Source organism: Nocardioides rubriscoriae (assembly GCF_008087085.1).
Lineage (GTDB): Bacteria > Actinomycetota > Actinomycetes > Propionibacteriales > Nocardioidaceae > Nocardioides > Nocardioides rubriscoriae.
Window position 1 is genome coordinate 38,702 of sequence record NZ_VIYJ01000013.1, and the last position, 20,479, is coordinate 59,180.

Sequence of the window (20,479 nt, forward strand, 5' to 3'; positions counted from 1 at the left end):
GGGGTCTCGAGGCTCGTCGCTGGCGCTCCTCGCACCTCGCACCTCGACCAGCATGCTACGCGTCAGCGTGACCAGCGGGACCGTCGCGACGGGGCCTGACGCGCCTCGCGCAGCTCGGCCTCCAACCGCGCGATGGTCTGCCGCTGGTCGACCTCGTGGCGCAGCATCGCGCCGAGCAGGTCGGGCAGGTCGCGCACGAGGTCGTCGGCGGACACGTCGTCGGGGTGCGGGGTGCCGGGGGGAGGGGTCGAGGGTCGCAGCTCGTCGAGGGAGCCGTGGATCGCGTAGCCGCGCGAGCCGAGCTCAGCGATCCAGGTCTCGGCGACCTCGGCCAGCGCGGCGGCCACGGGGGCTGGCGTGACCGGGCGGGCCGAGCGGGCGCGCGACAGGATCGTCTGGGCGAACCAGCGCTTGCCGACCAGCGCGGTCCAGGGCTGCTCGAGGCCCGAGGCGGCCAGGGTCTGGCGCAGCAGCGCGACCTGGGCGGTGCCGAGCGACTCGTTGGCCACCGCACCGCTCAGCGGGTCGAGCACGTCGGCGGGCAGCCCGACCGCGGCGGCGAAGCGGGTCCACAGCGCGCCGGGGCCGGCGGAGCGGTCGGGGGTGACCACGACGTGCACCCGGTCGGGCGGCACGAGGCGCTCCCAGCGGGTCAGCACCCACGGCACGTTGTGGCCGTGCCAGAAGCCCTGGGCCGTCGACGTCATGTCGGCGGGCCGTTGCGCGAGCACCGCCTCGGCGAACTGCGCGTAGGTCTCGTCGACGCCGTTCTTGACCCGCTCCTGCCACTGGGCCGCGACCGTGCGGGCCAGGTCGCGGGTCGTCACGACGACGTGGAGGTCGAACTCCTCGAGGCGCTCGCCGATCCGGTCGATCTCCTTGCGGGTCGCGGCGCTGAGGATCTCGTGGCTGACCAGGACGGTGCCGCCGCCGCGCCGACCGGCGTCGAGCACGCGGTCGAAGGCCCCGGCCACGGCCTCGTCGGTCAGGCCCCACTGGTCGGGGCGGCCCGCCATCTCCAACGCGGCGTGGAACATCGCCTCGCGCCCGGCGTCGGGGTAGGTGTAGCCGCGGGCCCGCAGGGCCGGGCGGTGCCCCTCGAGCAGGGACTGCAGGTAGGTCGACCCGCTCTTGGGCATGCCGATGTGCAGGTACAGCGCCTGGCGTCCGGTCATCGGGTCGCAGTCTTGCAGACGGGGGTGGTCGCTAGCCTGACGCCGTGAGTCGGACGGTCTACCTGCACATCGGTGCGCCCAAGACCGGCACGACCTACCTCCAGGACCGCCTGACCCGCAACGCGAGGAGCCTGGCCCGCCACGGCGTCCACGTCCCGGCCCGGCACCCGCTCGCCGACCCGGCGCTCAGCCAGTTCCGCGCCGCCCTCGACCTGCTGGGCCAGGACTGGGGCGGCCCGCCCGGCCACGCGGTGGGCGACTGGCCCAAGCTCGCGCGTCGCATCCGTCGCCTCGACGGCACCATCGTGGTCAGCCACGAGATCCTCGGCCCGGCCACGCCCGCCCAGGTACGCCGGGCGATGCGCGACCTGCAGGGCGCCGAGGTCCACGTCGTCTACTCCGCGCGCGACCTGGGCCGCCAGGTGCCGGCCGCGTGGCAGGAGAGCATCAAGCAGGGCCGGACCTGGTCCTACCAGCGGTTCCTGCGCCGGATGGTGCACGGCCACCCGTGGTTCGCGCGGGCCTTCGACCTGCCCGCCGTGCTCGCCACCTGGGGCGAGGAGCTGCCGTCCGAGCGCCTCCACGTCGTCACCGTGCCCCACGGCTCCAGCGACCTGCTGTGGCCGCGCTTCTGCGAGGTCGTCGGCGCCGACCCCGCGTGGGCGCCGCGCGACGCCGCCCGCGTCAACCGGTCGCTCGGGGTCGCCGAGACCCAGCTGCTGCGCCGGTTCAACCGGCGCGTGGGCCGCGCGACCCGCGCCGAGGCGCCGTACGACGAGCTGGTGCGCGAGCTGCTCGACCAGGGCATGCTCGGCAACCGACGCGGGTCGCGCCTGCAGCTGCCCCCCGCCCTGCGTCCGTGGGCCGTGGCCGAGGCCGAGCGCTGGACCGACTGGATCACCGAGCGCGGCGTGCACGTGGTCGGCGACCTCGCCGAGCTCCACCCCGCGCCGCCGGTCCCCGACGAGAAGTACGTCGACCCGACCCACGCCTCGAACAAGGCCCAGCTCGCCGCCGCGCTCGACGCCCTGGCCGCGCTGACCGCCGAGGCCGCGCGTCGTACCGACCCCGACAAGCGGTTGCCGGCGCGCGTGCAGGACAAGCTCCGGACCCACCGCGAGCTCGGGTGACCCCCGTGACCCCCGTGACCCCCGTGAGGCCTGCGTGAGCGAGGCCCGGGCCTGGGGGTGGGTCGCCTCGCTGCGCGACGGCGGTACGACGCCGTGGTCGGCCTGGGCGACCGAGGCCGACCGGACCGGTCGGCTGCTACCCGGCGCCCAGCAGCTCGAGGTCCTGCGCCGCGTCAACCTCGCCGCCGCGGCCGCCGGACGCCGCGCCGACCCGACGCTGGTCGAGCGGGTGCTCACCGCGAGCGCACCGGGCCGCGGCCGTCCCGACCTCGAGCTGCGCGGAGCCGTGCCGCCCGCGGCCTACGGACCGCCGCCGGTCGACCCGGCCGAGCTGCCCGCCGACGAGCTGCTCCGGGTCGCCACCAACCTGCTCGCCGAGGACCTCGTGGCCACCGGCGTCCCGCCGCTGCCCCGGCCGCGGTGGCGACGCCCGGGGCCGTCGTACCGCGTCGCCGGCACGCCGTGGCCGGCCGAGGCCGTGCGCGAGGAGATGCTGCGGCGCGGCCGACCGCCCGGGCCGCGCCCGGGCGTCGTGGCCGTGCTGGGCCACGACGTCGCGACCATGACCGAGCTCGCCTACGTCGCACGGGCCTTCGCCGAGGGCGGACCGTCCTGGGCCGACTGGGTGCGCCACGCCGCCGCCGGGCCGCGACCGGCCCCGCGCGCGGACCTGGTGGCGATGGCCCGCGCGTGGGGCGAGCGGGTCGGGCCGGGGCGGGTCACCGTCGTCCTCGACCACGCGGGGCTGCCGCGGCTGCTCGGCACCCGCCGCGCCCTGTCCGAGCCGGTGGTGCCGTCGGCCGACGTGACCGACCTGGCCCGCCGTACCTCCGAGCCGCTGGGCCTGCTCGTGCTGCCCGACGCGCAGTCCGCGCTGCTGCGCCGCACCCTGCTGCCCCGCGTCGCCGACCGGCCCGGCCCGCCGCTGCGCCTCGACGAGGCCGGTCTCGCGTGGGCCCGCGAGACCGGCGACCGGGTCCGCCGCGAGGTCGAGGCCGCTGACTACGCTGTCGTCGGCAACCCCGAACGGCTGGTCCCGACCCGGGGCCCGGACGAGGTCGGCACGGGCCCCGACGACGACCGGGTGCTCGCGCTGGCGATCGACCTGCTGGTGGAGGGACCCCGATGACGGAGGGACGAGCGGTGGGCACCAGGAAGATCATCCTGCACGTCGGCACCCCCAAGACCGGCACGTCGTACGCGCAGGACGTGCTCTTCCGCAACCGGGTCCGGCTCGGGCTGCACGGCATCCTCTACCCCGCCGACCGCTTCGACGCCCACTTCCTCGCCGCGCTCGACCTGATGCGGCTGCGCTGGGGCGGGCTGGAGGAGGAGGCGATCGGCCAGTGGGACCGCCTCGCCGAGCAGGTACGCCGCCACCCCGGCACCTCGATCATCAGCCACGAGATCCTCGCGACCGCGTCGCGCTCGCAGGTCGGCCGTGCGCTGGAGTCGCTGGGCCACGGCAGCGGCGGGCCCGACGAGCCCGAGGTCCACGTGGTGCTCTCGGTGCGCGACCTGACCCGCCAGATCCCCGCCGAGTGGCAGGAGAACGTCAAGCACCGGCGCAGCTTCCGCTACTCCCGCTTCCTGGAGCTGATCCGCGACCCGGAGCGCTCGACCCGGCTCGCGTCGTGGTTCTGGGGGGTCCAGGAGATCCCGTCGATCCTCGACCGCTGGGCCCACGACCTGCCGCCCGAGCGGGTGCACCTGGTCACGGTGCCGCCGTCCGGGGGTGCGCCCGAGGTTCTCTGGCAGCGCTTCGCCGAGGCCTTCGACCTGCGGGGCCTCGACCTCGACCTCGAGACCGGGCGCAGCAACCCGTCGCTCGGCGTCCCCGAGATCGCCCTGCTGCGCCGGGTCAACCGCGCGGTCAACAAGCAGATCCCCCCCGACCACTACCGCCCCCTGGTGCGCGAGCTGCTGGCCCACCAGACGCTCTCCCAGCGTCGTACGACGCCGCGCCTGGGCCTGCCGCCCGCGCTGCGGCAGTGGGTGGGCGACCTGGAGCGGTCGTGGGTCGACGAGATCACGACCCGCGGCTACCACGTGATCGGTGACGTCGGCGAGCTGGTCGGCAGCCCGCAGATGGAGGGCACCGAGGCCGAGAAGGCCGCGACGCCGTGGGCCGACCCCGACCGGCCGCGCGAGCGCGCCGTGGCCCGGGCCGCCGTCGCCGCGATCGCGGCGCTGCTGGTCGACAACGCCCGGATGCGCGAGGAGGAGGCCCGGCTGCGTGCCGAGCTGCACGAGACCCAGCTCGCGCTCGAGCGCGCCTACCTGCGCCCGACCTACCGCGCCCGCGCGAAGGTCGTGCGACGCCTCGAGTCCGAGCCCGCCGGGCGCGCGGTGATGAAGGGCTACCGCAGGTTGCGCGGCAGGAGCTCGCGCTCGGCGTAGCTGCCGATCTTGTAGGTCGCCCACCCGTCGGCGGTCATGCCGACGACCCCGCCCAGCCCGGGCACGCGGCGTCCGACCGTGGTGGCCAGCCGGCGTCCGGTGACCCGGGCCACCAGGTCGCGCGCCACCTCGGCCGAGACCACCGCGTCGATGCGCGCGTCGTGGACCGGCGCGGTGGCCAGCGCCATCGGTGGGGCCGGGATCGTGCCCTTGGCGACCAGCCGGTCGACGGTCTCCTCGCCCAGCACCGTCACCAGCACCGCGTTGTGGGTGCGCGGGTCGTCCAGGTCGTAGCCGCGCAGCTGGGCCACCCCGGCGACCATCCGGCACTGCACCAGCGCGGTGCCCAGGAGGTTGGCGGGCAGCGCGACCGCGAGGGTCATCACCCCGCCGAGGTTGGTGGCGAACCCCGACACGCCGGCGTAGCGGATGTGCTGGTCGACGACGTCCTTGACGGCCTTCTCGACGCGGCCGTCGCGCTCTCGGAGGTGGTGGGCGACGGTGTCGCGGATCGGCGGCAGCGGCCCGACCCCCGCGATCGCCCGGTCCAGCGCCTCCCGCACGAACGACGAGCTCAGGCCCGGGGCGAGGTCGGTGAGACGGGGGGCGAGCTGCCGGCCGATCTGGTGGCCGACGTTGCGGGTCACTCCCATGCCGGAATGGTAGGCGGCGCCACCTCACGCCCGGGCCGTGGTGCCGCGGCGGTACGGTCGGGCGCATGCCCGTCGAGCCACCGCCGTCGCGCTGGCGCTTCGAGGGCGACTCCGGGCCGCGCGCCGACCCCGAGGACGACCTGGTGGCGATGGGCGCCGACCTCGAGCCGGGCACCGTGCTCGCGGCGTACCGTCACGGGCTGTTCCCGATGCCGGTCGGCGCGCCCGCGCGCAGCCGCGGCGAGCCCATGGGGTGGTGGTCCCCCGTACGCCGCGGGGTGCTGCCGCTCGACTCCTTGGTCGTCTCGCGCTCCCTGCGTCGCTCGTGCCGCGACTTCGAGGTGCGCGTCGACACCGCCTTCGCCGAGGTGCTCGACGCCTGCGCCGACCCCCGGCGGCCGCACGGCTGGATCGACGCGTCGATCACCGAGGCCTACACCCGGCTGCACCACCTCGGCTGGGCCCACTCCGTCGAGACCTGGCGGGGCGACCGGCTCGTCGGCGGTCTCTACGGGATCGCCATCGGCGGGCTCTTCGCCGGGGAGTCGATGTTCCACCGGGTCACCGACGCCTCCAAGGCGGCGCTGGTCGGGCTGGTCGAGCTGCTCACCGACGAGCACGCGGCCGACCGGTTGATCGACGTGCAGTGGGCTACGCCGCACCTCGCGTCGCTGGGCGTGCAGGAGACCACCCGCGACGCCTACCTGGCCCGGCTGCCCGGCGTCCTCGCCGTGCCGCTGCCCCGCCCGTGGCGATGAGGTTGACGTGCGCGTGAGCGGGCAGGGTGGGGCCATGACCAAGACCAAGAACCTGCTGACCCGCCGCCTCTGCGCGGTCGCGGTCCCCGCCCTCCTCGCCGTGTCGCTGACCGCCTGCGGCGGCGGCTCGGACGCGCCCGACGACGCCTCCAAGGAGGACTTCTGCAAGGCCTACCAGGCCGAGCCGGAGTTCGACGACGCGCTCAACGACGCCTCGCCCGAGGAGCAGGCCAAGGCGATCAAGGACGCCGTGACCAAGCTGGCCGACGACTTCGAGAAGGTCGGCACCCCCAAGGACATCCCGGACGACGCCCGCGAGGGCTTCGAGATCAGCCTGGAGTCGGCGCGCGACCTCGACACCGGTGACATCCAGAAGGCCATCGAGGACAAGAACGGCGACTTCTTCGACAACCTCGTCACCGGCGACGACCAGAAGAAGACCAAGGCCTTCGACGACTGGGCCAGCGACTACTGCGGCTGAGCCGATCTGGCCGACCCAGCAGCCGCCCTAGACGACCTGGGGAGGGGCGCCGGTCTCGCTGACCATCGCGCGACCGGCGCCGTGCCACTCCAGCATCCCGCCGTCGAGGTTGACCACGTCGTAGCCCTGCTGGGCCAGCCACGCCACGGCCTGCCCCGAGCGCCCGCCGACCTTGCACACCACGAGGGTCTGGCCGTCGCCGACCTCGGCCAGCCGCTCGGACAGCTCGCCGAGCGGGACGTGCAGGGCGCCCTCGATGTGCCCGGCGTCCCACTCGAACTGCTCGCGGACGTCGAGGACCGTCAGCTCCTCGGGCAGGGGGTAGGGCACGCCGGACACGGCGACGGTGGGAACGCTCATGGGGCACTGCCTACCACGAGCGCGTGCGACGAGCCGGCGTCCGTCCCGCTCCCGAGGTCATCGGCCACCGAGACGACGAGCCCGCCCACCATGAACGCGACGATCGCGGTGACCAGGGTGCCCGTCGCGATCGACGGGATCCACCGCCGTACGCCGGTCGGCTCGGCCGCCGCACCGTGGTAGCCGTGGGTCAGGGCGTGGCCCTTGCCTCGCGCCAGCAGGAAGCGGTTGACGGGGTAGGCGGCGAGGAACGCCACGCCGAGGGCGATCATCATGCCGATCCAGAACGTCGGGTTGACCAGGCCGGCGTTCATCGCGCCGGGGATGGCGGCCATCACGGCGTTGTCGGCGACCTCCATCGTGGCGATGGACAGCGTGTCGGCCGCCAGCACGACCCCGAGAGCCGTCGCCACCGAGAGGCCCGCGCGCAGCAGCGGCAGCGTGGACAGGGAGTAGCCGAACACGAAGGCCAGGCCGATCGACAGCGCGATGGTCCAGCCGTTGCCGAGTCCGGCGGCGGTGCCGATCATCAGGCCGGCGATCTCGCCGATCGCGCAGCCCGTCAGGCAGTGCAGCGTGGCGCTGAGCGCCATCGCACTGCCGCCGGTCGCGCCGTGGTGGTCATGATGTGCGTGCTGCGTGGTGTCGGTCATGGGAAGGCTCCGGGCTGAGGGACGGTGTCGTCCCGCATAATGAGTACCCCATAGGGGTATATTCCCGAGCGGTGGGACCTGGAGCGCCTCAACCCACCTCTGGCCCCCTGACGATGCGGAGCGACCTATGAAGGCTCAACTGTTCGTGGTCCGCGACTGCCCGAACCAGGCGCCTGCCGCCGTCCTGTTCCGACGCGCACTCGACGCGGCGGGAAGGCCTGACACTGTCGTGGAGACGGTCGTGGTGACCACGGAGAGGGATGCGGCCCGGTTCGGGTTCGCCGGGTCGCCGTCGTACTTCGTGGACGGTCGCGACCTGTTCAGCGGGCGACCGACCGGGTTGGCTTGCCGGGTCTACCCCACCAGCACCGGGCTGCGTGGCGTCCCCGACGCGAGCGCCGTGGTCGAGGCCTTGAGGGCAATGACTCGTTGAGCGCGCCACGGGACGCGTGCCACGCCGGGATCTCGGATTCCTGCCGGACGGGCTGGAGGTGGAAGACCGATGTCGAGGACGGCGCAAAGCCCGGGCTCACCCGCGAGCAGTCGATGGAGAACTGCGAGCTGCGCAAGAGGCTGCGGTTCCTTGAGCTGGAGAAAGCGGTCGTGTGCCGCCGGAGCGCGCATGGCTTCCCTGTGTGCAGTTCGAGACCGCCGCCCGCGCCGACCACGAACACGAAACACATGCCTGACACGCACGGCCACGCCGCCCCCAGATCCGGTCCTACGGCACAGCGGCGGGACATGCCGCCCAGCTGATCGGCGGCGCTCCGGTAACCTCAGATCCGTGCCCGCCGCCGCAGGAGTGCGATCCCCCGCGCTCATGGTCATCAGTGCCCTGGGCGCTCTGGCGCTGGGCCTGGCCTGCACCGTGATGGGGGCAGCGGTCCTCCTGGCTCCCTCGGCCTCCATGCCCGGCATGCCCGGCATGGGCGGCATGGGCGGCATGGGCGGCATGGGCGGCATGGGCGGAGAAACAATGGCCGTTACGGCGACGACCTCAGCGTTCACCTCGGACGCGGTCGCCGACGTGGCAAGCGGCGCAGGACAGACGACGACGACTCCCTGCACCTCGGCGTGCGTCGACGACATCGCCGCCCTGTGCACACGTGGTGGGTCGCTGGCGGTTGTCACGGTCATGGCGCTGCTCCTGGGTGCGCGACGTGACACCTTCTTGGGGTTACGTGCGCGGCCTCGCAAGGCTCTTCTCGACCGGCGACCACGGTGGTTGCGAAGTCCATGGACAGTCTTGTCACAGTCCACACTGTGCGTGTTGCGGGTCTGACAGGTCGCTCAGGACTCCTCCCCTGAGCCCGTGATCTCGCGGTGTTGCGCCGAGCCCACCGCCAACCAGCGCACCGCCTGGTGCGCTCGTCCCAGACGTCGCCCGGTCGAATCACGCCCGCCAGCAGCGTCCACGCTGTTGGGCAACACGCGTGCGTCGACAGGGCCAACCACTCCGCAAAGGACCAAACGCCACCATGAACATGAGCATGGGTTCCGCAATCCCCGGCTGGCTCACCCCCGTCGCCTGGACCTACATCACCCTCGCCCTCATTGCGACCGCCGTCATCGCGGCCGACATCTATCTGGGACGACGGCGCCACCCCGACACCGCCTCCGAACTGGTGTGGATCACCACCGGGCTCTATCTCGGCCCGTTCGCCATCCCCGTCTACGTGAGTCGAGGACGCACAAGCGTCAGTACGGGCAGCACGGTCACCGCCACCCACACGACCGCTCACACCGACGCCGACAAGACCGACGCCGCGGTCGTTGCGGTACTGCCCGGCGGGGGCGCATCAGCAGTCGCGCACCTCGTCGCCGTCCCCTTCGTTGCTGCCATCGGCTGGACCATCGCTGGCATGGCGATGTGGCCCATGATCTTTGTCATCGCCGTGCTGGTCACCGTGATGCTCTTCGTCCACGAGCGCCTCGCCGGCCGCTCGGCAGGCCGCACCCGGCTCACCGCTGGAGCCGCTGTGTTCGCCGCCGTCGCCACCGTCGCGGCCTTCGACATCGGCATGGTCGGGTGGATGCTCCTGCTGTACGTCAACGACGCCATGCCCGAGGTCAGCGACGCCACGTTCTGGTTCCTCATGCAGGTCGGTGTCCTGGTCGGCCTCGCCACGGGTTACCCGGCGGTGAAGTGGCTCCTGAGCCGCAACCAGTCCGTCGTCCCGGCCTGACATCACCGGCCTGACATCACCGGCCTGACATCACCGGCCTGAACGAGCAGGCCCGCCTGGTGCGCTGCCGCTGCTCAACCCGCCATGGCAGCGCACCAGGACGACGGTCCAGGAGAACCAGACGGGTAGGGCCCCGCGGCTCACCTCACGTGGTTATCTCGCGAAAGCGGTGTTCAACCAGAGTGACCAAGCCGCTGACCAGGGCGAACCACAGCACGCGCGCAGATCTAGTGACGATGCTCAACCAGGGTGACTGGCCACCACCTCAGTCACTTGAGCAGCTTGGACATCCTGCGATCGGCCAAGGGCTTGCCGCCGGTCTGGCAGGTCGGGCAGTACTGCAGGCTCGAGTCGGCGAACGACACCTCGCGCACGGTGTCGCCGCAGACCGGGCAGGCCTTGCCGGTCTGGCCGTGCACGGCCAGGTTGCTCTTCTTCTCGCCCTTGAGCTCGCTGGCCGCGAGACCGCGGGAGCGGTCGACGGCGTCACCGACGGTGGTGCGGATCGCGGCGTGGAGCATCTCGACCTGGCCGGCCTCGACGATCGCGCTGGCCGGCCGGTAGGGCGACATCTTCGCGGTGTGCAGGATCTCGTCGGAGTAGGCGTTGCCGATGCCGGCGATGGTGCCCTGGTGGCGCAGCACGCCCTTGATCTGCTTGCGGCCCTCGCGCTCCAGGATCGCGCGCAGGACGTCGGGGGTGAAGTCGTCGGTGAGCGGGTCGGGGCCCAGGCTGGCGATGCCGGGCACCTCGAGCGGGTCGCGGACGACGTACATCGCCAGCGACTTCTTGGTGCCGGCCTCGGTGACGTCGAGGCCGCTGTCGTCGTCGAGCACGATGCGCACCGCCAGGCCGCTCTTGCTGCTGGGGCGCGGCGGCAGCGCCGGCACCTCGTCCTTCCAGCGCACCCAGCCGGCCCGCGCGAGGTGGAAGATGACGTGGAGGCCCGAGGCCTCGATGTCGAGGAACTTGCCGTGGCGCGTCACGTCGTCGACCAGCAGGCCGCTGAGCGCGGAGACCGGCGGGTCGTAGGTCTTCAGCGCGCTGAACGCCGCCAGGTGGACCGCCGCGATCGCGTGACCGTCGAGGCGGCCGCGCAGGTCGAGGGCCAACGCTTCGACCTCGGGCAGCTCGGGCATGGCTGCGAGTTTAGGCGTCACGGCTGACAACGGCACCGGCTCGGCGCATCATGGGTTGATGACGGCTGCGCGTGCCCTGAGCTCGCCGGGGGCGATCTTCCTCGACCCCCGCGGTGGCGAGCGCGCGCTGCGGGTGTCCTGGCACCAGGAGGCGGAGGTCTGCGTGCTGTCGCTGTGGCGCGACAACGTCTGCGCCGCGACGTTCCGCCTGGCGATCGACGAGGTGCCCGACCTGATCGCGCTGCTGCGCGAGGGGCTCGACCTCTCCTTCGCCTCGACCCGCGCCTCGACCCGCGCGGCCCGGACCGCCTGACCCGCCCCTGCCCGTCCTGGGGCAGACTGCTCCACGTGACGCCGCAGGTCGTCGCCCACCGGGGTGCCAGCCACGAGAACGCCGAGCACACGCTCGGCGCCTACCTGGCCGCTCTCGAGGTCGGCGCCGACGGCCTCGAGTGCGACGTACGGCTGACCGCCGACGGGCACCTGGTCTGCGTGCACGACCGAACCCTGCTGCGTACGGCGCAGCAGCCCGGCCTGGTCTCGACGATGGACCTCGCCGACCTCAACGAGCTCGACTTCGCGGCGTGGAAGAACCCCTGGGCCGAGCTCGACGACGAGGCGCCCGAGCGCGACGAGACCCTCGACGGCGTGCTGACGCTGCGCAAGCTGCTCGAGACCGTCGCCGACTACGACCGCCGGGTCGAGGTGGCGATCGAGACCAAGCACCCCACGCGCTACGGCGGGCTCGTCGAGCGGCGCCTGGTCGAGATGCTCACCGACTTCGGCTGGGACCAGCCGGGCTCGCCGGTGCGCGTGATGAGCTTCTCCTTCACTGCCCTGCAGCGGGTCGAGCGAGCGGCGCCCGGCGTCCAGCTGGTGCAGCTGGTCGACAAGGTGCAGTACTGGTCGATGCTGCGCCGCGTCATCGGTCCCGACTGGATCGTCGGCCCCGGCATCGACCTGCTGCGCGAGCACAAGAGGCTCGCCCGTCGGATCACCGAGAGCGGCCGCGACATGCACGTGTGGACCGTCAACACCGACCGCGACCTCACGCTCTGCCTCGACGCGGGGGTCAAGGCCGTGATCACCGACCGCCCGGCCTACGTCCTGGAGCAGCTCGGTCGGTAGGTTCTTTGCCCATGGCGAAGAAGTCCCGCACCAAGGCCCGTGACGCTGCTCCGCTCGCCGAGGGCGAGGTCGGCCCCCGGCAGCCCTGCCCCTGCGGCTCGGGCAAGCGCTACAAGGCCTGCCACGGTGCGCCCGGCGGTGGCGACGTGTTCGTCGCGCGGCCCTTCGAGGGCCTGCCCGGCGAGTGCGACATCGTCGCGCTGCGCGAGCTGGTGCCGGCGGCCACGGCGCCGCTGACCATCAAGGGCCACGAGGACCGCGTCGTCCAGGTCTGCACCATGCTGCCCGGCGCCAGCCCGGCGATGTCGCGCGAGAGCGGCCAGGTCTGGATCGGCCTGCAGGTGCAGCACTCCTTCGGTGACCCGTCGCGCGACCTGGCCGCCGTGCTCGAGGCGGCCCTGGCCGCCGAGGAGCCCGGCGTCATCGGGCTCACCACGCCGCCCGGCCCCGGCCCGCGCCTGCAGGACCTCGTCGCCGACGAGACCCTCGAGGTCACCGTCCACGAGGGCTACGACTTCTGGCTCGCCGACGTCGAGGAGCGCGAGGAGCTCGCCGACGCCATGGCCCAGGCCAACGAGGGCGCGTCGCCCACGACCCGGCTCACCTCGGTCGAGGCGGCGTACTGGACCGACATGGGCACCAAGGAGTTCCTGCGCTGGGTGATGCCCGAGCCCGAGGATGCGCTGCTCGACGCCCTGTCGCGCCTGCACGCCTCCGGCCGCGACGCGATCGTGCCCGAGGCGCGCCTGATCGGCATGTTCCGCGCCCACGGCCTGCTCGCCCCGGTCTGGGAGCTCCCCCTCGGCACCGGCGCCGCCGTGCTCGAGGAGCCGGCCGCTGAGTTCAAGAAGACCCTCGACGCCGCGATGGCCGACGACACCCCGCTGACGTCCGAGGAGCGCTCCACGCGCTCGGGGCTCGCCAACCGACAGGTCACGATCCGGTGACCTAGGCCTCGGCGCGTCGGTCAGGCGGGGACAGACCCCCGACGGGCCTCGTCGGTGCTCGTCGACCGCGGCTCGACCAGTGGCAGCAGCACCCGGGCCACCACGGCCAGCCACACGCTGGCGAGGACCAGCGCGGTGAGCACGTCGGTCGGGTGGTGGGCGCCCTGGTAGAGACGGGAGGCCGCGACGACCGGCGGGACCAGGAGCAGCACGACGAGCCAGCGGCGCGCGGCGGGCGCGAGGTGGGCCAGCAGCAGCGCGGTGCCGCCGTAGACCACGACGCTGGTGATCGTGTGCCCTGACGGGAAGCTGTGGTCGGGCACCAGGCCGGGGTCGAGGATCCGCACCGGGGGCCGGTCGCGCGGGACCAGCTGGGTGCAGGCGACGTAGAGGGCGAACGCGCCGGCCAGCAGCACCACGACGTAGAGCGCGGGGCGCAGCGAGCGCTGCCACACGGACACCGCGACGGCCACGACGACCCCGAGCGCGAGGCCGAACACCGTGTTGGCGAGGAAGGTGCCGACCGACGCGGCGGTGTCGAGGCCGCCGGTCCGGTGGTCGGCGAGCCAGCGCTCGACGTCGTCGTCCCAGCCGCCGACGCTGCTCTCCAGGGGGCCCGTCAGGAGCTGGCCCACGAGCAGCATGAGGCCCAGGACCACCACCCAGGCCACGGTGAGGGTCAGCGCACGGGTGCGCCACGAGGCGTCGGGGGTCACGAGGAGAGCGTGCCACCCGCGCCGGGGTCGGCCAACACGTCGCGCCAGGAGTGTCGCGGCTCGTAGCCGAGCAGGTCCCGCGCCTTGTCGATGGCGTAGAAGGTCTCGTCGCGACCCATCTCGCGGCGTACCTCGACGCCGGCGTAGAAGCGGTCGCGCACCTCGGCGTTGGTCGCGGCGACCGAGAGGTCGGCGTTGGCGACGTTGAAGACCTGGTAGCCGAGACCGTCGGTCGAAAGGCAGCGCTGGGTCAGCTGGGCCAGGTCGCGGGTGTCGATGTAGGCGAAGACGTTGCGCCGGCGCAGCGCCGGGTCCGCGAGGAAGGCGGGGAACTGCTCGGCGTACTCGTGCGGCTCGATGACGTTGTTGATGCGCAGGCCGTAGACGTCGGCGCCGGTGCGGGCCTGGAAGGACCGGGCCGTGACCTCGTTGGCCACCTTCGACATCGCGTAGGCGTCCTCGGGGACCGTCGGGTGCTCCTCGTCGACCGGCAGGTAGAGAGGCGTGCGCTCGCCCTGCGCGAAGCAGATGCCGTACGTCGTCTCCGAAGAGGCGAAGACGACCTTGCGGATGCCGAGCCGCGTGGCCGCCTCGAGCACGTTGAAGGTGCTGAGCACGTTGGTCGCGTAGGTGCGGGCGTCGGAGGTCAGCAGGATCCGCGGCACGGCGGCGTAGTGCACGACCGCGTCGTACGACGGCTGCTCGGCGAGCTCGAGCTCGTCGAACGTGGCCAGCCCGGCCATGGCCGAGTAGGTCTCGCCGGCGTCGGTCAGGTCGACCCGCAGGTCGGCGACGTCGGGGTGGCCCAGGGGGACGAGATCGGCGTTGGTGACCTGGTGGCCCTGCTCGGCGAGGTGGGTGGCGACGTGCTTGCCGGCCTTGCCGCTGGCCCCGGTGAAGAAGATGCGCATTCGGGTGACAACCATCGGGGCCGCCGAATCCTTCCGTCGGGTGCCGGCGTCAGGTGCGGGGCCGGACCGCCCAGGCGGCCAGCCGGGAGTAGCCCTTGACCGAGAGCCGCTTGAGCCGGCGGAACTGGAAGTCGGGGTGGTGCACGTCGTCGTCCTCGGAGGTGCCGGTGAGCGCCTCGTAGGCGCCGCGATCCACCAGGACGGTCCCGGGGCGGGCCACCGAGGTGAGCCGGGCGGCGATGTTGACGGTCTCGCCGTAGACGTCGCCCAGGCGGCGCACGGTCTCGCCGTGCGCGAGCCCGGCCCGCACCTCGGGGAACGGGTCGTCGGCGCCGGAGCCGCGCCGGCAGAGCTCGAGGGCGGCGTCGAGCGCGGCGCGGGTGTCGTCGGCGACGAAGAGGACCTCGTCGCCGATGTTCTTGATGATCCGGCCGCCCTGGGCCGCGACCAGGGCGGTGGTCTCGCTCTCGAACCGCTCGATCCACTCGACCAGCTCGTGCTCGGTCAGCGACTTGCTGCGCGAGGTGTAGCCGACGATGTCGACGAAGACCACGGTCAGAGGCGCCGAGCCGCTCGACGTCGGGTCGGCGCTGGTGAGCCGGCGCGCACCGGCGCTGACCAGGTGACGGCGCCACACGTAGCTCTGCAGGGCCTCGACGCGCGGCACGACCTCGGAGGCCAGTGCGGCCATGCTCTCGTCGAGGTCGGCGCCGCTCTCGAGCGCGACCGTCGCGAGCAGGCTGGTCTGCCAGTCGGCGAGCCGGGCGAAGCTGCGACCCCAGGTGCGCACCAGCGCCTCCTGGCGCTCGGCCGACAGGATGCCGAGCTCGACGAGGTCCTGGGCGGCACGCAGCGCGTCGACGTCGGCCTGGGTGAAGACGACCTCGTCGTCGGCGACCTGGGCGAAGCCGAGCAGTGCCCACAGGCGCACGGCGTCCTCGAGGGGGACACCGGAGGCCGCGACGACCTGCTCGCGCGTGAGCCCCGGCGCCTCACCGAGCAGGTAGGCGTCGAGCCGGTCGAGCGGGTCGTCGTCGCTCAGCTCGAGGTCCCCTTCATGCGGGCCTCGACGACGGCGGTGAGCTTGTCGCGGAACGACGGCATCTCCGACAGCAGCTCGTTGATGTCGTCGTCGGTGAAGTGGATCGCCACCAGCGGCGTCAGGGACACGATCGAGGCGGTGCGCAGGGTGTGACCGACGATCGCGGCCTCGCCGACGATGTCACCGGCGCCGAGCTGGGCGATCTCCTGGCCGTCGCGGCGCACCGACACGGTGCCCTCGAGCAGGATGTAGGCCTTGTCGGCCGGGGTGTCCTCCCAGATCGGCGACCAGCCCTGGGGCAGCTTGACCCGCCGTCCGTGCGCACTGATCTGCGCGATCTCCTTGGACGTGAACGAGTCGAAGAACGAAGCCATGGGTCAGCCTTCCTTGGCCGGTGGTGGTGCGGTCGTGCTGCACGGTGGAGGGAGCGGGTCGATCCTGGCCGAGGTTACCGACGGGTGTCCACCGTGTCCGGCGCTCGGCCGAGTCGGCAGCGGCTAGAGCGGGTCGCGCTCGATCGGGCAGCTCATGCACCGCGGGCCGCCGCGGCCCGAGCCCAGCTCGGAGCCGGCGATGCGCACGACCTCGATGCCGGCGTCCTCGAGACGGGCGTTGGTGCCGTGGTTGCGCTCGTAGGCGACCGCGACGCGGGGGGCCAGGGCCAGGGTGTTGTTGCCGTCGTCCCACTGCTCGCGCTCGGCCTCGACGGGGTCGAGACCGGTGGCGATGCGGTGCACCTTGGCGACGCCCATCGCGTCGGCGGCGGCCTCGAGGAACGGGCGGGCCGGCGCCACGTCGAGGTGCAGGGCGCCGTCGTCGTCCTGGCCCTGGGCCGTGACGGCGTAGGCGACCAGCGAGTCGGCGACGTTCTCGTAGACGACCATGAGGTCGACGTCGACCATGGTGCAGATGGTGTCGAGGTGCATGGTCGCCCGCTCCTGGGCGATCGGGACCGCGAGCACGGTGTGGGCGAGGTCCTGGTCGAAGACCTGACGGGCCAGCCGCTCGACGCCGGCGGGGGTGGTGCGCTCGCCGACGCCGACCGCGACGACGCCGGGGCTCAGCAGCAACACGTCGCCGCCCTCGACGTGCTCGTAGTGGGAGCCGTGGATCCGCGGGGAGCCGACGAAGCGCGGGTGCAGCGTGTAGATCAGCTCGGTCAGCTGGGTCTCGCGCTTGCGGGCCGGCATCGCGAGGCTGGTGATCGCGACCCGGTCGCGCACCCACACCGAGGAGTCGCGGGTGAAGAGCAGGTTGGGCAGCGGGTCGACGAGGAACGCGTCGCTGGCCAGCAGCGAGGTCACCAGCCCGAAGCCGCCGCGTACCTCGTCGTTGCGGATGCCCGCGGTGAGGTACGTCGTGAGGTCGGCCGGCGTGGCGTCGCCGAGGAAGCCGCGCAGGTAGTGGCGCATCGTGTCGCCCAGGTCGAGGTCGCCCAGCACGGTGTCGATCGCCGCCTGCCGGGCGTCGTCGTGCGCGAGGGTCTCGGTGAGCAGCTCGGTGAGGTAGAGGACCTCGACGTCGCGGTCGCGCAGGGCCTGCGCGAACGCGTCGTGCTCCTCCTGCGCGCGAGCGACCCACGGGATGCCGTCGAAGAGCAGCCGGTCGTTGTTGCGCGGCGTGAGCCGGCTGAGCTCGGGTCCTGGGCGGTGGAGCATCACCGTCCTGAGTCGTCCGACCTCGCTGTCCGCACCATGAGCCATGGCCGCAGCCTAGTGACTCCCAAGATTGTCAGACAATTCTGCGACCTCGTCGGGATAGTCCCCGACGAAGATCAAGGTCCCGGACGCGAGATCGTTGATTTTCGTCAGGGACTGTCCCGGCCCGGGGCGGCCTGCGGTGCGCCTGGCCCGGCCGGGTCTCGGGCCCGCCTACCGTGGGGGCCGTGCCCGCCGTCCTGTCCGTCCTCGCCCTGGTGCTGGCGGCGACCGCCGTGGGGATCGCCGTCGTCACCCTGCGTCGGACGCACCGGCGTTCCGACGGCTCCGACCTGCCGTCGGACCTGCTCGGCCTACGACGCGAGGTCGCGGCCCTGCGCGCCGAGGCCGGCGACGGCCTGCGCCACCTCGCCGTGGTCCGCTACGACGCGTTCGGCGACATGGGCGGCCACCTGTCGTGGAGCCTGGCCCTGCTCGACGACCGCGGCGACGGGGTCGTGATCAGCTCGATCCACGGGCGCAGCGAGGCCCGGACCTACGCCAAGAGCATCAGCGCCTGGACCAGCGACCAGCAGCTCTCGCCCGAGGAGGACGAGGCGGTCGCCCAGGCCCGTGCCTGAAGGGCCGACCGGCTGACGCGGCGTCAGGCCGCCGGTCGCGCGACGGTGATCCGGCCGCGTACGTCGACGCGGCGCACCTGGCGCAGCGTGGCGAGGTGCACGCACATCAGCACGAACAGCCCGACGTAGAGCACGATCGGGTAGAGCCGCACGCTCGAGGCGTCGCTGATCATCTCCCAGGGCCACGTCATCGCGACGTCGTGGGACGCGGCGGCCGCGGCGACGAAGCCGGCGGTCATGGTGAGGTCCCAGATCGCGAGCACCACCAGCCCGGCGACCTCGAGCCGCATCGCGCGCTGCCGCGTGATCCCGGCCATGAGCAGCGCCCCGCCGCCGAGGGCGAGCGAGCCGGTGAGCGGCCGCATCCACATCCCGGCCTCGTCGAAGACGCCGGCACCGCCGTTGAGCAGGATCAGCCCACCCGCGAAGACGCCGACGAACGCATGGACGGCGAGCAGGCCCTGCCGATTGGCCCGCTCCCACTGCTGTTGACCCCGTGCACCGAACACCAGAGCGGCGGCCCGGGCGCCGTCGGCCGGCCCGTGCCGGGGCACGGGGTGCATGCGGGTGGTCACCATGCGACCAGTCTGGTCGGTCGCCGGCCCGCCCACAGCCGCCGTGCGGGTCGACCGGCATGGTCATCTCGACCCCCCACCCCTTCCGATCGGCCATCCGGGGTCGGTGCCGAGGTCGGTGTCGAGGTCGCCGCCGAGGTGAAGCCGACGAGGTGGCGCCCGCTCGGGTGAGACGGCCCCCGGTGGCGGCGTCCAGGATGGCCCCATGACCCAGGACCTCGTCGACGCCCAGCCCCGGGTCCGCGACCCCAAGTGGTGGACCCTCGTCGCCGTCTGCACCGGCGTGTTCATGCTGCTGCTCGACGTCACCATCGTCAACGTCGCCCTCTTCGACATCCAGGCCGACCTCGACGCCTCGCTGCCCGACGTCCAGTGGGTGATCGACGCCTACGCCCTGAGCCTGGCCGCCCTGCTGCTGACGGCGGGGTCGCTGGCCGACCTGTTCGGCCGCAAGCGCGTCTTCGTGATCGGCCTGGTGCTCTTCACGACCGGGTCGGTGCTGTGCGGCGCGGCGCCCGACGTGCTGTTCCTGTCGGTGGCCCGAGGGGCCCAGGGCATCGGCGGCGCCGCGATGTTCGCGACCGCACTGGCCCTGCTCGCCTCGGCGTTCACCGGCAAGGACCGCGGCACCGCCTTCGCGGTGTTCGGCGCGACGACCGGGGTCTCGGTGGCCGTCGGGCCGGTGCTCGGCGGCCTGCTCACCACCGGCCTGTCGTGGCGGTGGATCTTCTTCGTCAACATCCCGATCTGCGCGGTCGCGCTGCTCGTGACTGTGTTCAGGGTGCAGGAGTCGCACGACCCACGCGCCGGGCGTCCCGACTGGGTCGGGTTCGTCACCTTCAGCGCCGCGCTCGGGTCGTTGGTCTACGGCCTGATCGAGGCCGGGCAGCACTCGTGGGGCGAGACCAAGGTGGTCGTCTGCCTGGTCGCCGCCGCCGTGCTGCTGGCGCTCTTCGTGGTCAGCCAGCTGCGTCGCGACGACCCGATGTTCGACCTGGCCCTGCTGCGCAAGCCGACCTTCACCGGTGGCCTCGTCGCGGCGTTCGGCATCTCCGCCGGCGTCTTCGCGCTGTTCACGTTCCTCGTGCTCTACCTGCAGGGCGTCCTCGGCTTCGACGCCATCGGCGCCGGCCTGGTCTTCCTGTGCCTGTCCGGTACGTCGTTCGTGGCGGCCATCGTCGCGGGCCGGCTCACCGAGCTGGTGCCGGTCAAGTGGCTCATCGCCCCGGGGTTCGTCGTGGCCGGCGTGGGCCTGCTGCTGATGCTCGGCGTGGAGCACTCGACCGACCAGTCGCAGTGGCACCACCTGGTGCCCGGCCTGCTCGTGGCCGGCTTCGGCGTCGGCATGATCAACCCACCCCTGGCCTCGACCGCGGTCGGCGTCGTCCCGCCGGCCCGGTCGGGCATGGCCTCGGGCGCCAACTCGACCTTCCGCCAGGTCGGCATCGCCACCGGCATCGCCGCGCTCGGCTCGATCCTGGCCCAGCAGGTCACCGCCGACGTCGAGCGCGGCCTGTCCGGCGTGGTGCCCCCGCAGGCCGTGGGCCCGCTCGCCGAGGCCCTGAGCAGCGGCCAGGTCCGGGCTGCGGCCGCCGTGGCCTCCGACCAGGCCACGCAGGCCGGCGGCGCCCAGGCCGGACGGGCCGCGAGTGAGGCGGTCACCCAGGTCGGCACGGCGGCGTACGTCGACGCGCTCAACACCGTCCTGCTCATCGGCGCGGTCCTGTGCCTGGTCTGCGCGGTGCTCGGCGTGGTCCTGATCCGGCAGCGTGACTTCGACTCCGCCGGCCGCTACCGCACCGCGGACGCCGACGCCGACGCCCCGCCCCGCCACGTCGACCCCGAGGCCGCCGAGGCCCCGCTCGGCGAGCGTGCCCCCACCGGCGGCGCGCACGCCGCGTCCGCCGACGCCGGGGCGACGGGAGCCTCGTCGGCGTAGCTCGTAGG

At 73.1% G+C, this 20,479-nt stretch carries 23 protein-coding genes; 12 read left to right on the plus strand and 11 right to left on the minus strand.

Annotated features, from left to right (window positions below; genetic code table 11):
• Positions 1-62 precede the first annotated feature (62 nt).
• Positions 63-1,175: a hypothetical protein gene (locus tag FZC61_RS20735; RefSeq protein ID WP_148616087.1), complete on the minus strand. Its 1,113-nt coding sequence runs from the start codon at positions 1,173-1,175 to the stop codon at positions 63-65.
• 44 nt (positions 1,176-1,219) lie between these two features.
• On the opposite strand from FZC61_RS20735, the gene FZC61_RS20740 reads away from it, so the two are divergent.
• From FZC61_RS20740 to FZC61_RS20750, 3 genes are read left to right on the plus strand one after another with little or no spacing between them, the layout of a single operon-like run.
• A complete protein-coding gene (locus FZC61_RS20740; protein ID WP_148616088.1) occupies positions 1,220-2,305 on the plus strand; it encodes a hypothetical protein in 1,086 nt (361 codons plus the stop codon).
• A gap of 34 nt (positions 2,306-2,339) precedes the next feature.
• Complete coding sequence (locus FZC61_RS20745) at positions 2,340-3,434, plus strand: hypothetical protein (protein WP_148616089.1); 1,095 nt, start codon at positions 2,340-2,342, stop codon at positions 3,432-3,434.
• A complete protein-coding gene (locus tag FZC61_RS20750; RefSeq protein WP_246142830.1) occupies positions 3,431-4,705 on the plus strand; it encodes a hypothetical protein in 1,275 nt (424 codons plus the stop codon). Before FZC61_RS20745 ends, FZC61_RS20750 begins: the two co-directional genes overlap by 4 nt.
• Here FZC61_RS20750 and FZC61_RS20755 read toward each other — a convergent pair.
• Entirely contained in the window at positions 4,666-5,358 is a 693-nt protein-coding gene (locus FZC61_RS20755) for an EcsC family protein (RefSeq protein WP_148616091.1), read from the minus strand. The two genes, FZC61_RS20750 and FZC61_RS20755, sit on opposite strands and share 40 nt — an antisense overlap.
• 65 nt (positions 5,359-5,423) lie before the next feature.
• Here FZC61_RS20755 and aat point away from each other — a divergent pair, with 65 nt between their 5' ends.
• Together aat and FZC61_RS20765 are read left to right on the plus strand one after the other, a co-directional pair.
• Positions 5,424-6,116, plus strand: coding sequence for a leucyl/phenylalanyl-tRNA--protein transferase (aat, locus tag FZC61_RS20760; RefSeq protein WP_148616092.1), 693 nt, complete (start codon positions 5,424-5,426; stop codon positions 6,114-6,116).
• A 34-nt stretch (positions 6,117-6,150) separates the two neighbouring features.
• The gene (locus FZC61_RS20765) at positions 6,151-6,597 is read left to right on the plus strand and encodes a hypothetical protein (protein WP_148616093.1); all 447 of its coding nucleotides are present in this window, start codon (positions 6,151-6,153) and stop codon (positions 6,595-6,597) included.
• A 27-nt stretch (positions 6,598-6,624) separates the two neighbouring features.
• On the opposite strand, the gene FZC61_RS20770 is transcribed toward FZC61_RS20765, so the two are convergent.
• Both FZC61_RS20770 and FZC61_RS20775 read right to left on the minus strand, forming a co-directional pair.
• Positions 6,625-6,957, minus strand: a complete 333-nt coding sequence (locus tag FZC61_RS20770) for a rhodanese-like domain-containing protein (RefSeq protein ID WP_148616094.1) — start codon at positions 6,955-6,957, stop codon at positions 6,625-6,627.
• Positions 6,954-7,610, minus strand: coding sequence for a DUF4396 domain-containing protein (locus tag FZC61_RS20775; RefSeq protein ID WP_246142831.1), 657 nt, complete (start codon positions 7,608-7,610; stop codon positions 6,954-6,956). The genes FZC61_RS20770 and FZC61_RS20775 overlap by 4 nt, the downstream gene beginning before the upstream one ends.
• 784 nt (positions 7,611-8,394) lie before the next feature.
• Here FZC61_RS20775 and FZC61_RS20785 point away from each other — a divergent pair.
• Positions 8,395-8,892 carry a hypothetical protein gene (locus FZC61_RS20785; protein WP_148616096.1) on the plus strand — a complete coding sequence of 166 codons (498 nt, stop codon included), beginning with the start codon at positions 8,395-8,397 and terminating at the stop codon, positions 8,890-8,892.
• A gap of 208 nt (positions 8,893-9,100) precedes the next feature.
• Positions 9,101-9,796, plus strand: a complete 696-nt coding sequence (locus FZC61_RS20790; protein WP_170286205.1) for a DUF4396 domain-containing protein — start codon at positions 9,101-9,103, stop codon at positions 9,794-9,796.
• A 269-nt stretch (positions 9,797-10,065) separates the two neighbouring features.
• On the opposite strand, the gene FZC61_RS20795 is transcribed toward FZC61_RS20790, so the two are convergent.
• On the minus strand, positions 10,066-10,935 hold the full coding sequence (locus tag FZC61_RS20795) for an Fpg/Nei family DNA glycosylase (RefSeq protein ID WP_148616098.1): 870 nt from the start codon (positions 10,933-10,935) through the stop codon (positions 10,066-10,068).
• A gap of 58 nt (positions 10,936-10,993) precedes the next feature.
• Here FZC61_RS20795 and FZC61_RS20800 point away from each other — a divergent pair, with 58 nt between their 5' ends.
• The 3 genes from FZC61_RS20800 to FZC61_RS20810 are packed head-to-tail and all read left to right on the plus strand — an operon-like array spanning position 10,994 to position 13,010.
• Positions 10,994-11,248: a hypothetical protein gene (locus FZC61_RS20800; RefSeq protein ID WP_148616099.1), complete on the plus strand. Its 255-nt coding sequence runs from the start codon at positions 10,994-10,996 to the stop codon at positions 11,246-11,248.
• A 35-nt stretch (positions 11,249-11,283) separates the two neighbouring features.
• Entirely contained in the window at positions 11,284-12,063 is a 780-nt protein-coding gene (locus tag FZC61_RS20805; RefSeq protein ID WP_148616100.1) for a glycerophosphodiester phosphodiesterase family protein, read from the plus strand.
• An 11-nt stretch (positions 12,064-12,074) separates the two neighbouring features.
• Positions 12,075-13,010, plus strand: coding sequence for a DUF5926 family protein (locus FZC61_RS20810; RefSeq protein WP_148616101.1), 936 nt, complete (start codon positions 12,075-12,077; stop codon positions 13,008-13,010).
• Positions 13,011-13,030: 20 nt separating this feature from the next.
• On the opposite strand, the gene FZC61_RS20815 is transcribed toward FZC61_RS20810, so the two are convergent.
• From FZC61_RS20815 to FZC61_RS20835, 5 genes are all read right to left on the minus strand, one after another.
• Positions 13,031-13,726 carry a phosphatase PAP2 family protein gene (locus FZC61_RS20815; RefSeq protein ID WP_148616102.1) on the minus strand — a complete coding sequence of 232 codons (696 nt, stop codon included), beginning with the start codon at positions 13,724-13,726 and terminating at the stop codon, positions 13,031-13,033.
• Complete coding sequence (locus FZC61_RS20820) at positions 13,723-14,652, minus strand: NAD-dependent epimerase/dehydratase family protein (RefSeq protein ID WP_211357371.1); 930 nt, start codon at positions 14,650-14,652, stop codon at positions 13,723-13,725. The genes FZC61_RS20815 and FZC61_RS20820 overlap by 4 nt, the downstream gene beginning before the upstream one ends.
• Positions 14,653-14,686: 34 nt before the next feature.
• Positions 14,687-15,568, minus strand: coding sequence for an adenylate/guanylate cyclase domain-containing protein (locus tag FZC61_RS20825; RefSeq protein ID WP_246142832.1), 882 nt, complete (start codon positions 15,566-15,568; stop codon positions 14,687-14,689).
• A gap of 107 nt (positions 15,569-15,675) precedes the next feature.
• Entirely contained in the window at positions 15,676-16,053 is a 378-nt protein-coding gene (locus FZC61_RS20830; RefSeq protein WP_148616104.1) for a Crp/Fnr family transcriptional regulator, read from the minus strand.
• Positions 16,054-16,176: 123 nt separating this feature from the next.
• Positions 16,177-17,382: an arginine deiminase gene (locus FZC61_RS20835; protein ID WP_148616105.1), complete on the minus strand. Its 1,206-nt coding sequence runs from the start codon at positions 17,380-17,382 to the stop codon at positions 16,177-16,179.
• 182 nt (positions 17,383-17,564) lie between these two features.
• Between FZC61_RS20835 and FZC61_RS20840 the strand changes: the two genes are divergently transcribed.
• Complete coding sequence (locus tag FZC61_RS20840; protein WP_148616106.1) at positions 17,565-17,957, plus strand: DUF4446 family protein; 393 nt, start codon at positions 17,565-17,567, stop codon at positions 17,955-17,957.
• 23 nt (positions 17,958-17,980) lie between these two features.
• Here FZC61_RS20840 and FZC61_RS20845 read toward each other — a convergent pair whose 3' ends face one another.
• Positions 17,981-18,535 (minus strand): hypothetical protein, encoded by a 555-nt coding sequence (locus FZC61_RS20845; protein WP_148616107.1) that lies wholly within the window; start codon positions 18,533-18,535, stop codon positions 17,981-17,983.
• A gap of 202 nt (positions 18,536-18,737) precedes the next feature.
• Between FZC61_RS20845 and FZC61_RS20850 the strand changes: the two genes are divergently transcribed.
• Positions 18,738-20,471 (plus strand): MFS transporter, encoded by a 1,734-nt coding sequence (locus FZC61_RS20850; RefSeq protein ID WP_211357372.1) that lies wholly within the window; start codon positions 18,738-18,740, stop codon positions 20,469-20,471.
• Positions 20,472-20,479: the final 8 nt, after the last annotated feature.